The organism is Arthrobacter sp. E3, from assembly GCF_017353415.1.
Classification (GTDB): Bacteria; Actinomycetota; Actinomycetes; order Actinomycetales; family Micrococcaceae; genus Specibacter.
Genome location: NZ_JAFMPX010000005.1, coordinates 54,128 through 67,054, shown reverse-complemented (window position 1 = coordinate 67,054; position 12,927 = coordinate 54,128). Strand labels below are relative to the sequence as shown.

The 12,927-nt window shown below is 62.0% G+C and carries 10 protein-coding genes; 2 read left to right on the top strand and 8 right to left on the bottom strand.

Annotated features, from left to right (window positions below; translation table 11 throughout):
* Positions 1 to 5: 5 nt before the first annotated feature.
* From alaS to JMA46_RS03815, 5 genes are all read right to left on the bottom strand, one after another.
* A complete protein-coding gene (alaS, locus tag JMA46_RS03835; protein WP_207343972.1) occupies positions 6 to 2,687 on the bottom strand; it encodes an alanine--tRNA ligase in 2,682 nt (893 codons plus the stop codon).
* Between the two features lie 53 nt (positions 2,688 to 2,740).
* Positions 2,741 to 2,974, bottom strand: coding sequence for a hypothetical protein (locus JMA46_RS03830; protein WP_207343971.1), 234 nt, complete (start codon positions 2,972 to 2,974; stop codon positions 2,741 to 2,743).
* Positions 2,975 to 3,013: 39 nt separating this feature from the next.
* Positions 3,014 to 3,388: a DUF948 domain-containing protein gene (locus JMA46_RS03825; RefSeq protein WP_207343970.1), complete on the bottom strand. Its 375-nt coding sequence runs from the start codon at positions 3,386 to 3,388 to the stop codon at positions 3,014 to 3,016.
* A 294-nt stretch (positions 3,389 to 3,682) separates the two neighbouring features.
* Positions 3,683 to 4,309 (bottom strand): 30S ribosomal protein S4, encoded by a 627-nt coding sequence (rpsD, locus tag JMA46_RS03820; RefSeq protein WP_207343969.1) that lies wholly within the window; start codon positions 4,307 to 4,309, stop codon positions 3,683 to 3,685.
* Between the two features lie 273 nt (positions 4,310 to 4,582).
* Positions 4,583 to 6,037, bottom strand: coding sequence for a replication-associated recombination protein A (locus JMA46_RS03815; protein WP_348770047.1), 1,455 nt, complete (start codon positions 6,035 to 6,037; stop codon positions 4,583 to 4,585).
* Between the two features lie 72 nt (positions 6,038 to 6,109).
* Between JMA46_RS03815 and JMA46_RS03810 the strand changes: the two genes are divergently transcribed.
* Positions 6,110 to 6,715 carry an acVLRF1 family peptidyl-tRNA hydrolase gene (locus JMA46_RS03810; RefSeq protein ID WP_207343968.1) on the top strand — a complete coding sequence of 202 codons (606 nt, stop codon included), beginning with the start codon at positions 6,110 to 6,112 and terminating at the stop codon, positions 6,713 to 6,715.
* Positions 6,716 to 6,723: 8 nt separating this feature from the next.
* On the opposite strand, the gene JMA46_RS03805 is transcribed toward JMA46_RS03810, so the two are convergent.
* The gene (locus tag JMA46_RS03805) at positions 6,724 to 8,409 is read right to left on the bottom strand and encodes an APC family permease (RefSeq protein ID WP_207343967.1); all 1,686 of its coding nucleotides are present in this window, start codon (positions 8,407 to 8,409) and stop codon (positions 6,724 to 6,726) included.
* 532 nt (positions 8,410 to 8,941) lie between these two features.
* The gene (locus JMA46_RS03800) at positions 8,942 to 9,574 is read right to left on the bottom strand and encodes a transcriptional regulator (RefSeq protein ID WP_207343966.1); all 633 of its coding nucleotides are present in this window, start codon (positions 9,572 to 9,574) and stop codon (positions 8,942 to 8,944) included.
* Between the two features lie 132 nt (positions 9,575 to 9,706).
* On the opposite strand from JMA46_RS03800, the gene JMA46_RS03795 reads away from it, so the two are divergent.
* Positions 9,707 to 11,389 (top strand): hypothetical protein, encoded by a 1,683-nt coding sequence (locus JMA46_RS03795; protein ID WP_207343965.1) that lies wholly within the window; start codon positions 9,707 to 9,709, stop codon positions 11,387 to 11,389.
* 694 nt (positions 11,390 to 12,083) lie between these two features.
* Here the strand turns inward: JMA46_RS03795 and JMA46_RS03790 are convergent.
* Positions 12,084 to 12,836 (bottom strand): alpha/beta fold hydrolase, encoded by a 753-nt coding sequence (locus tag JMA46_RS03790; protein WP_348770046.1) that lies wholly within the window; start codon positions 12,834 to 12,836, stop codon positions 12,084 to 12,086.
* Positions 12,837 to 12,927: the final 91 nt, after the last annotated feature.

The window sequence follows — 12,927 nt, the reverse complement described above, 5'->3', positions numbered from 1 at the left end:
GGCGCCTAAGGCCGGGTTTCCACGGCATCGACAATAGCGGACAACGCGGCGTCAATGGCCTTGACGTCGCTTCCACCGCCCTGCGCCATGTCCGGCTTGCCACCGCCGCCGCCGCCGAGAATACCGGAGGCCAGTTTCACCAGGTTTCCGGCCTTGATCCCTGCTTCGCGGGAGGCTTCGTTGGTGACCACGAGGATGACGGGACGTCCGTTGGAGGCACCGGCCACTGCCACCACCGAGGCGGCTGAGCCGAGCCGGTTGCGCAGGTCAAGGGCCAGGGCCCGCAGATCGTCCGCCCCGCTGACTTCACCGGCGTTGTGCGCGATCATGCGCACGCCGTTGGCGTCAACGGCCGTGCCTGCAAGACTTGCGGCCACAGCGCCCAGGGATTCTTTGCGCAGGCGTTCGAGTTCCTTCTCAGCGGCCTTCAACTTGGCCAAGGTTGCGGCCACTCGTTCCTGCAGGAGGTTGGCCGGAACCTTGAACATGTCGCTCAGCTCGCTCACCAGTGCACGCTCAGCGGCCAGATGGCGGAACGCATCCATGCCCACAAAGGCTTCAACGCGGCGGTTGCCCGAGCCCACCGACTGCTCGCCAAGCAGGGTCAGCGAACCAATGTTGGAGGTGCTCTCCACGTGTGTGCCGCCGCAGAGCTCACGCGACCAGGCGCCATCGATCTCCACCACACGCACTTCGGAACCGTAGTTTTCACCAAACAGGGCCATGGCGCCCAGCGCCTTGGCAGCGTCCAGGTCCATGATCTTGGTGTCGACGCGGTAGTTGTTGCGGATGGCGATGTTGGAGACTTCCTCAATCTCCGACCGGGTCGCCGCGCTCAGCCCTTCACCCCAGGCAAAGTCAAAGCGCAGGTAGCCGGCCTTGTTGAAGGAGCCGCGTTGCAGCGCCTCCGGGCCCAGGATCTGATGCAGGGCAGCGTGCACAATGTGCGTTCCCGTGTGCGCCTGTTCTGCCGCGTGGCGGCGCTCACGGTCGACGGCGGCACGCACCAACGCGTCGGCTGGCAGTTCGCCTTCGCGCACGATCGCCTTGTGCACACTCAGCCCCTTGACCGGGCGCTGGACGTCCAGGACCTCGACGACGAAGCCGTCGCCAGTGATCAGACCCGTGTCGGCTGCCTGGCCGCCTGCCTCGGCATAGAAGGGGGTTTCATCCAGGACGAGGGAAATTTCATCCCCCGTTGAAGCGTGTGCCACCGCATGCCCGTTGGAAAGGATTGAACGCACACGTCCCTGCCCCTCCAACTCGGTGTAGCCAGTGAAGATGGTCTCGCCCTGGGCCAGCAGTTCATGGAACACGGAGAGGTCGGCGTGGCCGCTCTTTTTAGCCTTGGAGTCTCTTTGGGCACGCTGGCGCTGCTCAAGCATCAACGCGCGGAAACCGGCCTCATCCACGGCCAGTCCGGCCTCTCCCGCCATTTCAAGGGTGAGGTCAATCGGGAAACCGTAGGTGTCGTGCAAGGCAAATGCCTCGGCCCCGGAAAGGTTCGTCTTGGCAGCCTTGGACTCGTTCACGGCCTCTTCCAACCGCGCGGTGCCGCTGGCGATGGTGCGCAGGAAGGAACGTTCCTCGGCGTAGGCGATGCGTGAAATCCTGGCGAAGTCGGTCTCCACCTCCGGGTAGGCGCCCTTCATGGCGTCGCGGGAGACGGGCAGCAGTTCCGGCAGCACAGCCGTTTCAACGCCGAGCAGGCGCATCGCCCGTACGGCACGGCGGATGAGGCGGCGCAGCACATAGCCGCGGCCTTCGTTGGAGGGGGTCACGCCGTCGGAGATCAGCATCAGCGAGGAGCGGATGTGGTCGGCAACAACGCGCATGCGCACGTCGTCCACGTGGTGCGGGTCGGCAGGGTCCTCAGTCGAGGTGTAGGTCTTGCCGGAGACCTTCGCAGCCATATCAAGCACGGGACGGACCTGGTCCGTCTCATACATGTTCTCCACACCCTGCAGGATCATGGCAAGGCGCTCCAGGCCAAGGCCCGTGTCAATGTTCTTGTTGGGCAGCTCGCCAACCACGTCAAAGTCGACCTTCGAGGTCACGTTGTCGATCTGATACTGCATGAAGACCAGGTTCCAGATCTCGATGTAGCGGGTTTCATCGGCCACCGGTCCGCCTTCGATCCCATACTGCGGGCCGCGGTCGTAGAAGATCTCGGAGCAGGGACCGGCCGGGCCGGGCTGGCCGGTGGACCAGTAGTTGTCTTCCTTGCCAATGCGCTGGATGCGGTCCTCAGGAACGCCCACCTTGTCCCGCCATATGGACAGCGCCTCGTCATCCTCGTTGTAAACCGTTACCCACAGACGGTCCACGGGCAGGCCGAAGCCTCCGTCCGCCACAGGGGTGGTCAACAGTTCCCACGCGTAGGGAATGGCGGTTTCCTTGAAGTAGTCGCCAAAGGAGAAGTTGCCGCACATTTGGAAGAACGTGCCGTGGCGGACGGTCTTGCCGACTTCGTCGATGTCGCCGGTGCGGATGCACTTTTGCACGCTGGTGGCCCTCTTGTAGGGCGGCACTTCCCGGGCTGTCAGGTAAGGGATGAAGGGCACCATGCCGGCGACTGTGAACAACAGGGACGGATCCGAGGACACCAGGGACGCCGACGGCACGGGGGTGTGTCCCTTGCTGACAAAAAATTCAACCCAGCGGCGTGCTATTTCATGGGACTTCATTAGCCTGGTGGCTCCTTCAATTGTTCTAGCGGGCAAAAAGTGCTGCAGGTGCTTTAGTCGCGTGCCGCATCGGATGCCTGGTCAATACCCAGAGCCACCCGCAAATCGTTTTCGCGCTCATTCATGTTCTCACGCAGGGCATCGGCAAAGTCATGGACTGCATCGCTGACGCGGCCCACGGCGCGGTTGAGGCCCTCGGGCCCAATGGCACCCTTGGCGGCGGCAATTTTGCGTGCTGCGATGACGCCGATGGTGATGCCGACGCCGAGCCAAAAGATCTTCTTCATGGGTACTTAGTCCTTAAGGGGTCCTGGGGTGGCGTTTCTTTAGCGGCTGCGCCGGCCACGGGCCGGTTTGCTGCGGCTGGCCACCGCTTGGCGCACGCCATAGCTAAACGCTGCAACCTTGATCAGCGGTGAGCCGATGGTGGCGGCCACCAGGGCTGAAAGTGCTGAAATGTTGGCTGTTGCATCGGAGACGTTGTTGGAGATGCCGTCCACTTTGCCCAGCTGGGTATTGGTGGTGGCCACCGTGGCGGTAACCTCGTCGATCAGCGGAGTGGTGCCGTCGCCGATCTGCTTGATGGTGACACGGATTTCATCGAAAACCTTGCCTAGTTTGAAAATGGGCACGGCCAACAAGGCCACTAAGACGGCAAAGACTCCTGCCGCGATCAATCCTGCAATATCGCCACCGCTCATGTGAGTGCCGCCTCTATTCCTTACTCGTTGGCTTGTCATACGTTCTTGGCAGTGCTTCTTCAGCCGTGTCCTGCCAGCCACGCACTACGTCCCAAAATACCTTAGTCCAAAAAAACGCCGATGTTGGGCGGCCTTGGAGGGCATTGGCTGACTTTGGCCGGATTTGACGCGATTTGACTCGATTTATCCAGATTTCTCTGGCGTTAACGGCAAAACAGCCCGCAGCGGAGGCCACGGGCTGTTTTGTGTTGTCAGGCTGCGAGTTACTCGAGCCCCACATCACGCTAAAGAGTTTTAGCGTGAGTAGAATTCGACAACCAGCTGCTCTTCACAGGTTACGGGAACCTCAACGCGCTTGGGGCGGCGAACCAGGCGGGCCTGCAGGCTCTCCAGCTTCACATCCAAGTACGCCGGAACGGCGGGGAGCACGTCGCGGTGGGCGCCGGCCGCAGCAAGCTGCAACGGAACCATGGTCTGGCTGCGCGGGTGCACGTGGATCAGCTGACCCTCGGCAACGCGGAACGACGGGCGGTCCACGCGGGCGCCGTCGACCATGATGTGGCGGTGCACAACCAGCTGGCGTGCCTGTGCGGTGGTGCGGGCAAAGCCTGCACGCAGAACAAGGGCGTCCAAACGGGTTTCAAGGATCTCAACCAGGTTTTCACCGGTCATGCCCTTGGTGTGCTTGGCTTCTTCGAAGGCACGGGTCATCTGTGCTTCGCGGATGCCGTACTGGGCGCGCAGACGCTGCTTTTCGCGCAAGCGTACTGCGTAGTCGCTGTCCTGCTTCTTGCGGGCGCGGCCATGCTCACCGGGGCCGTACGGGCGGCGCTCCAGGTACTTGGCAGCCTTCGGAGTCAGAGCAATGCCGAGGGACCGCGAAAGGCGGGCCTGCCGGCGGGCACGTGTGTTGTTAGCCACTTGTGTCCTTCCAATATGTGCAATATGTATGTGTCCTGGCCTCCATTGTGGAGAGTTGGGGCTATTGCCACCCATCGCTACAGCACCTGGGCATGAACAAAAAGGTGGCCAGAAGGCGCGGAAATACGCGCCGTTTGAGCTTTATATTGCGCATGGAGCCAAGGCTTGCCAGTGCGGCATCAACTCTACCACCACATTCCGGCCGGAAACTATTTGGCCCAAGGGTGCAGAACGGCAGTTTGGCGCCGCCGGCGGCGCTTTGCCCCGGGAGAGTTATTTCCCCGGGGGCTTGGACTTAGGCCCGTCGCCGGTGCCGCGAATAAGCCCCCGCAACCTTTCCACACGCACACCGAGGTCGCGTTCGAAGCCGTTGGCCGTGGGGGCGTAGTAGTTGCGGCCCACCAGGTCATCCGGCGGGTACTGCTGGGTGGCGATCGAGTGCGGTGAATCATGTGAATAGATGTAGCCCTTGCCGTGTCCCAAACCGGCCGAACCGGCATAGTGGGCATCGCGCAGCGGTGGTGGGACAGTGGAGCCGAGCCCGGCCCGTACGTCGGCAACGGCTGCGTTGATGCCGTTGTAGGAGGCGTTGGATTTGGGCGCGGTGGCCACGTGGACCACGGCTTGGGCCAGGATGATCCGGGCCTCGGGCATACCGATCAACGCCACGGCTTGCGCCGCTGCCACGGCTGTTTGCAAAGCCGTCGGATCGGCCATGCCTACGTCCTCGGAGGCGGAAATCATGATGCGCCGGCTGATGAAGCGCGGGTCCTCCCCCGCCTCGAGCATGCGTGCAAGGTAGTGCAGTGCCGCGTCGACGTCGGAGCCGCGCACCGACTTGATGAAGGCACTGATGATGTCGTAATGCTGGTCCCCCGCCTTGTCGTAACGCACCGCGGCAGCGTCAATGGCGCGCTCGGCAATGGCGAGGTCCACCACGGCAGGTTCGCGTCCGGCGTCGTCCGTGTGTCCGGTCTCCGAAAGCGCAACACCGGCTGCGGCTTCGAGGGTGGTCAGCGCGCGGCGTGCATCACCGGCGGCGAGCCGGACCAGGTGATCCATGGCATCGTCGGTGACGGTGACCAGCCCGTCAAGGCCGCGCTGGTCAGTGATGGCGAGCTCCAGCAGCCCCTGGATGTCCTGGTTGGTCAGCGGTTTCAGTGTCAGCAGAATCGAGCGGGACAGCAGCGGCGCCACCACGGAAAATGATGGGTTCTCCGTCGTTGCGGCTATCAATACCACCCAACGGTTTTCCACCCCCGGCAGCAGCGCGTCCTGCTGGGCCTTGTTGAAGCGGTGAATCTCATCCAGGAACAAAATGGTGGTCCGGCCGTGCAGGTCCCTGTCGCTGAGGGCCTGGTCCATGACCCGGCGCACGTCCTTGACCCCGGCGGTGATGGCGGAGAGCTCCACGAACTTCCGTCCAGGCCCACGTGCGATCACATGGGCGAGGGTGGTTTTTCCGGTCCCTGGGGGCCCCCACAGCATCACGGAAGCTGGGCCGGCTGCTCCCCCGGCGCTGCCACCGGCTGCCAGCATTTGAAGGGGTGATCCGGCACCTAGCAAATGCTGTTGGCCCACCACCTCGTCCACTGTTCGTGGGCGCATGCGCACGGCGAGGGGGCTGCGCGGGCGTGAGGGCTGCCCGGCCTGTGCGCCACCAAAGGTGAGGCTACCGCCGTCGTCCGCGTCGTCGTCGTCAAAGACGCTGCTAAAAAGGTCGCTCACCCCTCTAGGCTATCCCCACCGACTGACACTGGTGCACCGGGAGCCGTTGTCTTAGGCGGCTAGTCTTGCAGCGTGAAGCAAACTACGCGCACCACTTTCCTCACCCCGGACCGGCTGCCCAGCTGGGTGGAACGTTTTGCCGCCGCCCATGGCGGCCTGGCCTCCACCGAGGACACCGACGACGGCGTGCTGCTGGCCATGCAGGACGGCTCCACCGCTTTGCTGAGCCCGCCGTGGCCCGACGACGGGCGGCCGGGGCGCGGCGCCGGGCTGGTGAAGCGCCTGGTGTCCCTTGCATCCCAGGAACGCCGGTTCGCCCTTGTGCTGGTGCGACGCGGCGGCTATGCGGTGGGCGTTGCCTCGGCCGGGACGCTGCTGTTCCATAAGGTGGGCAGTGTTTCGGCGCGTTCGCGAGGAGGGAACCAGGCGTCCGCCGTCGTGGAGCGTGTTGGCGCCGAAGCCGGGCGAATATTTGCCGGCCATGGCTTTGAGTATCTGGCCACAGGAGGGGACAAACAGCTCGTTGAGCAGACGCTGGGCTCACCCGGACTGCGCAAATACTCGTCCCTGCCGCGGCTGGAACCGCTGGCTATCACCGATCCCAACATGGCCGTCCTGACACGGGCAGCAGCAGATTTTTGTGCCGTACGTGTCAGGATTCTCGACACCAGCCGTTAAGCCGGCCCTCAAACAGTCACGCCCGGGCCCTCCTCCCGGGCTTCCTCCTCTGCCTCGTCGATGTAGTGCTGCACCATGGCCAGGGGCAGGTGCGCCCGCAATGCGATGAAGAAGATCACCACGGCGATGATGGCGTTGGTGATGAATGCCCACCAGAACAGGTCCGGGTGGCTGGTTGGATCCATCAGCCAGCTTTGCAGCCCCACCAGGATCAGCCAGGGGAAGAGCCACAAGGCACCGGCCTTGAAGTCCAGCTTTGGCTTGATGCTGCGGTCGCCGGTGAATTGGAAGACGACCAGCAGAATATAGCCCAGCAGGATGGTGATGAAGATCTTGAAGTTCACGGCCCAACCGCCCCAGAACACGATCAAATTGGCGCAGTAGAAGGCGATTAGCGGGATGGTGTATCCGCCTGGCAGCTTGAACGGGCGGACGTGGTCGCCCATCTGGCGGCGCAGCGCAGCCACCACCAGCGGACCTGAACCGAAGGACAGGACAGTGGCGGAGGTGATGAATCCGACCAACTGCTGCCAGCTGGGGAACGGAAGGAACATGATCAAACCCACAATGAACGTCAGGAACAGGCTCCAGTGGGGCACGCCGTGGCGGTTGGTGGTTGCCAGCCAGCGGGGGGCATTGCCGTTGCGGCCCTGTGCGTAAGAAACCCTGGCGGCAATGGTGGTGTAGATCAGGCCCGTGTCGGTGGGAGAAATGATGGCGTCGGCGTAGAGCAGGTATGCCAGCCAGGTCAGCCCGCCGAGAGTTGCCAGTGCAGCCAGCGGACCGGCGTCGTTGGTGAATGTCAAGTGCGACCATGCACCCGAACTTTGCAGCACGTGTTCAGGAATGCCCAGCGTAAAGGCGACCTGCAGCAGTGCGTAGATGATGGCGGTGATGGTCAGTGACCCAATGATGGCGAAGGGGATGTTCCGCTTCGGGTTGGTCGTTTCACCGGCCAATTCAATGCCTTGCCGGAAGCCTAGGTAGGAAAACGTGATTCCCGCCGTGGCGATGCAGGTAAAAATGGCCGACCCGCCTGAGGGGGCGAACCCCAATGTGGTGAAGTTGTCCATGTTTCCCATTTGGGTGGTGCCAAAGGCCATCACTAGGAAAGTGGCGATGACCAACAGGATGATGAACAGCTTCCACCACACCAGGACGTTGTTGATCTGGGCGAACAGGAGCACGCCAAAGTAGTTGATGATCACAAAGACGGCCATCAGGGCCACTGCTATCAGCAAACCCAAGGGTGTCAGGGTGTGGACGGTGATGCCGGAAACCCGTTGCGCCTCGGTGAACGGCGCAAATTTCGTGGCGTACGTCAGCGCACCTTCAACTTCAATGGCTGGGACGGCTGCGGAACTCACCCACGTGATGAACCCGAGCGAGTAGCTGGCGAATGATCCCCACACCAGGTGCGGATAGCGGACGACGCCGCCGGAGATCGGGAACATGGGCCCCAGCTCGGCATAACAAAGGCCGATCATCAGGACCATGATTCCTGCGATCAGCCAAGAGAAGATTGCTGCCGGACCGGCAATCTGGGATGCGTTGTACGCTCCGAACAACCAGCCGGATCCGATGATCGAGCCGATTGCGGTGAACAAAAGGGCGATGGGGCCCAAATGTCGCTTTAGTTTTACTTGTTGTTTCGGAACGGACCCTCCGGGCTTTCCATTGATTGATGCACTCATCTGAAATCCATCTCCTCCGGCGGTTTGCGCGCCGCCTCACGCCGAATTTTACTCCGGTTACTGGCAGGCGGCAGTGAGTTGGCTGGGGTTTATTCCAAAGGATCTGCAGGGAAGTCTGGGCAATGGTTGAGAACATGCGTCATGTTCTTCACGTCGATTGCTGGGCAGGCCCATGGACTGGTACATGGCTTCGGGACGATTGGGGACGGTCGATGTATGGTTTCCAACTTTTAGCGGCGCACCTTTTGTTGGGGGAAATGTTGCATGCAGCCGCCGCGGCTCCCGGTTTTCACCGTTGCGTGCTGCAATCCGTGTTGGACGAGGTTGCGGACTAGGCCGGAAACCCAGAAGCGTCGGAGAAACCTGAACAAGTTCCGCACCAAGTCAATCTCGACATTGGTTCCTTTACTGGGACGAGCCGTAAATGTGGGTGTGGTGGCTTGATGCTGGTCCACCGCTGTGGGAGGTATCTAGTCGTGCGGGTTGTCTAATGCGGTTGGGCATTGCGGATGACGACGCAGCAGCAGTTTGGCTAGAACTTCAGTTCAGCGCGGGCGACCTGTTGGTTGCCGCCGTCGAGCATGCCTTGGATGAGGTTCAGGTTCGGGTCGCAGACAACGTCTTTGTGGTCGTCGACGAGGGTGTGGAAGGGACAGTTGCACAGCTCGATGCAGCCGTCGTCCGTGGTCCGTGGCTGGTAGCCGCTGCTGTTCAAGACAGCAATCAAGGTTCTGCTTTGGCCCGCGCCGGCTTGTTGGCCGGCGTCGTAAGCGGCCTGGTTGACGGCTTGCTGCACGGCACCTGTGGGGTCGCGGTCCAACGAGGAAATAGGAAGACGTGCCAGGAGTTCGTAGTCACGCGGCGGAACGCTGAGGGCCACATCCTCCTCGACCAGCCGATACAACTTCGCGGGCCGGCCAGCGCCGGGACCGCTGCGTCCAACAGGATGGGCGTATCTGGCGCGCAACAGTCCGGCCTCAACCAGCTTATCCAGATGGTACGCAGCCAAGGTGCGGCTGATCCCTGTCGCCTCAGCGGCCAGGTCACGCCCCCCCGGCTGGTCGCTATCACGCACGTACACATGAGGCCGTCGGCGCACGGGATCATCCAAGCTGCCCAATCGCGACAGGACTTCCAGGGCAAAGGGAGAGTCGTTGTTTGCCATGCTCAAATTCTATAACTAATAAGTATTGACAGCGACGGTTGGGAGGATCATTCTAAAACCAACAGTTTTTTATGTTAGCCGCGTCCCGCCACCATGGTCGGTCTCCGCTGCTGACCTGATGGAGGGAACATCATGTCCAACTCCTTGGCTGCAAGCACACCCACACGGGGCGAACCGCCGGATGCCTCCCGGCGCCGAGCGCCTTGGAGGCGCCTGGGCGTTTTGCTCGCTCTGGCCTCCGCACTCGCTTTCGCCCTCGCGATGATGGCCGCACCGCCACCGGCACAGGCGATGACTAACATCGACGGGCAATGGACCGTCTCTCATGGCGGGACCGGGCAGGTCATCCTCTATGGTGATGGCACCTACACCTCCACGTGCCAGGCTTACACCAACTATCCAGACGCTTGGTGCCCGGCACCGTCTGGCACCTTCCTAAAGGGCGCCGATTGGGTGGAATTCCATGCCGCCGACGGCACCTACCACTCGTACCGGATCTCCGGACTCGTCTCCAGCCCGGACACCATCACCTCCATGTTCGGAAGCCGCACGTCATCGCCCTTGGTGATGACAAAAGGCGGCGCGTTCCTCTGCACGGACTGGACTCTGAGCACACGGTACGGCAGCAGCAGCCCGCTGGTCTACCACGACGCGAACGGCAATCTCCACGCCACCGGCTCGGGCCAACTCCTTAGCGGATCAGATTTGGCCGAGACCGCACCGAACTATTTCCAAAATGGTTCTTGTGCTGACTTCCCCTCACCCCCTCCTGCCCCCGCCGTCCACATTGCTAGCGTCCGCGACGCCAGCATCCCCGCCGACACCGCCGGACAGTGGCTGGCTCAAGCGATCGTCACGATCAAGGACGCTGCCGGGGCGCCCGTGGCCGGTGCGATCGCCAGTGGAAGCTTCGGCTTCGCCCCCGGGCGGAGTTGCATCACAGTAGCCGACGGCACCTGCACGGTCAGCGCGCAATCCACGTACTCGAATTCCAGGGGGGACGATTCCTTCCAAGCGAACTTCCTCATCAAAGACGGCATGCAGTGGGACGGGCTCGCCATCTACATCGACGTCCACCGCCCCGCTGGATTGACACCGACCTACCACATCGGTGATCTGGATAATGCCACCAGCCCCACCTCAGGGAGCACGTGGCAGCCGAAGGTGACTGCAGCGGTCTTTGATTCAGCCGGTGTCCCGGTCGAAGGAGCAACCGTGTACGGGTCCTTCACCAACCAGAACGGTGGCTCAGTCTGCACCACCGGCGCTGACGGCACCTGCACGATAGGGGACTTCTCCCTCAGCTCCACCAGCACCTCAACGGTGTTCACGATGATCAGTGTCATCAAGTCCGCCTCGGCGTACGCGCCGAGCGCCAATACTGACCCTGATGGCGACAGCAACGGCACCACCATCACGATCACCAAACCAGGCAGCACAACACCCACCCCCACACCGACACCAACACCGACGCCGGCTAGCGTTCACATCGGGGACCTGGCCAACGCGACCACGGCCGTATCGGCAACCAAGTGGCAACCGAAAGTGACTGCCACAGTCATGGATTCATCCGGAAACCCCGTGACCGGCGCGAAAGTGAGTGGAACATTCACCCACCACAAGGGAACATTAACCTGCACCACCGCGGCCAACGGTACCTGCACGCTGGGGAACTTCTCCCTCAACCGCTCCACCACCAAGACAGTGTTCACAGTCACCAACGTCGTGAAGGCATCCTCAACGTACACCTCGACAGCCAACAACGACCCTGACGGTGACAGCAACGGCACCACCATCACCCTCAACCGCCCATAAGAAACATCCACCGATCGGAGCCACAATGACCTCGCGTAATGGCTGGCCTGGTGCACACACCAAGCCGGCCACTACTGTTTTGCCCGCAGTGGGGATTCGGCGACGCGGTCCGGGACGGCTACCCCTTTTGACCCTTGGTCACAACGAACTTGGGCGTGTGGTCGGCAGCACTGTTCTGGAGAAGCTGTGCAGTGCCGCTGATAGGTGCAAGGACTCCGGCCGGTGGAGGCGCTTTGGGACTGCTGCGAAACGATCAGCAAGGACTGCAACCAACACGGCAGCAGCGCGCAAACGACCCGCTCCAGTGAGCGTGTGACTTGCTGGCCGGTTGCCTGGCCGTGCCGGGATGTGTGGGTGCTGGACGAGAGTGAGTACAACATAGGGTGTCCTTCATCAAAGTGAAAACAACGAGTACCGCGTGCCTTCACGCTGCGGACAAACAACCCCATCTGGCCACCGCACCTTCGCCAAGTGAGCCAGAGGGGCCTCGTTGGTGGAGAACTAGCTCTGGAACTGCCTGAATGTGGCCTGATAGTCCACGCCGGAACCCGGCGGGCTCGGCAATGAAATGCCCCTATACAACGTTTACTTCAGCCCAACAGATACCTAATAGACACGCTCTAGTTCAATGACCGGCGGTGAAGCTTCTGCAAATTTCTTGGGGTGGCTGTGGTGGGCTGGGTTCTGCCGGTCGTCAATGAAAGAATTCCAGCAGAATCGGGGCGATGGCGGCGGACGCCACAGCATGGTCCTGGCCGTCAATGGCGTTTGTGAGCCCGTGCTGCACGGCAGAAGCCACCGCTATCGCTGAGGCGGCTGCCCAGTCTGCACTGGCGCCTCCATACAGGGCAAGAACAGGTGCGGCGATGTCCGCGAGTCGATCCGCCGGAACACCCCCGTCGCCGGTGAGTATCAGGTCATACGGCAGTGTGGGTGCCAGAGACACCAGTTCGGGCCACCAAGGTGACTGCATCATTGCTGGGTCAAAATCAGCCCCGGTGTGCCGGATAAATTCCTCAACAGCGCTACCTCCGTGGCCGGTGCCCGCCAGGGAGGCTATTTTTTCAACGAAATCCTGCCAGTCCTCGCCTCCGGTGGTTAGGTAGGGCGGCTCGTATACAGCCATCTTCTTCAGCGGAAGCCCTGCCGCGGCCGCCTCCAGGGACAGAATCGCTCCCGAGGAGTGCCCGTACACATGCACGGGACCTTCTGTTGCGGCAGCGACGGCGTGGAGGTCTTCGACTTCGCGTTCGACGGCGTAAGGGGGCGTGTCGGTGCTGTCCCCTCTCCCTCGGCGGTCGTAGCTGAGGACCGTAAACGATTTCTCTAAAAGTGGAACCAGGCTCGCGGTGGAATGCCGGTTATTCAACGCCCCACCCACAAGGATGAGTACTGGACCAGTCCCCGCCTGCTCGTAGGCAATGGTGGTCCCGTCAGAGGACCGCACTGTTCTAATCATCGCGGTTCACCCCCGATGTTTGAGTGCTTGACACGACGGCTCTGTTACGCTTCATAGTCTTTTCTACCCCCGAGAGGCC

Excerpts from the sequence above, each read along its gene's own strand:
- JMA46_RS03800 (WP_207343966.1), bottom strand. The coding sequence starts at position 9,574 with ATGGCAAACAACGACTCTCCCTTTGCCCTGGAAGTCCTGTCGCGATTG.
- JMA46_RS03795 (WP_207343965.1), top strand. The coding sequence starts at position 9,707 with ATGTCCAACTCCTTGGCTGCAAGCACACCCACACGGGGCGAACCGCCG.
- JMA46_RS03830 (WP_207343971.1), bottom strand. The coding sequence starts at position 2,974 with ATGAAGAAGATCTTTTGGCTCGGCGTCGGCATCACCATCGGCGTCATC.
- JMA46_RS03805 (WP_207343967.1), bottom strand. The coding sequence starts at position 8,409 with ATGAGTGCATCAATCAATGGAAAGCCCGGAGGGTCCGTTCCGAAACAA.
- JMA46_RS03825 (WP_207343970.1), bottom strand. The coding sequence starts at position 3,388 with ATGAGCGGTGGCGATATTGCAGGATTGATCGCGGCAGGAGTCTTTGCC.
- alaS (WP_207343972.1), bottom strand. The coding sequence starts at position 2,687 with ATGAAGTCCCATGAAATAGCACGCCGCTGGGTTGAATTTTTTGTCAGC.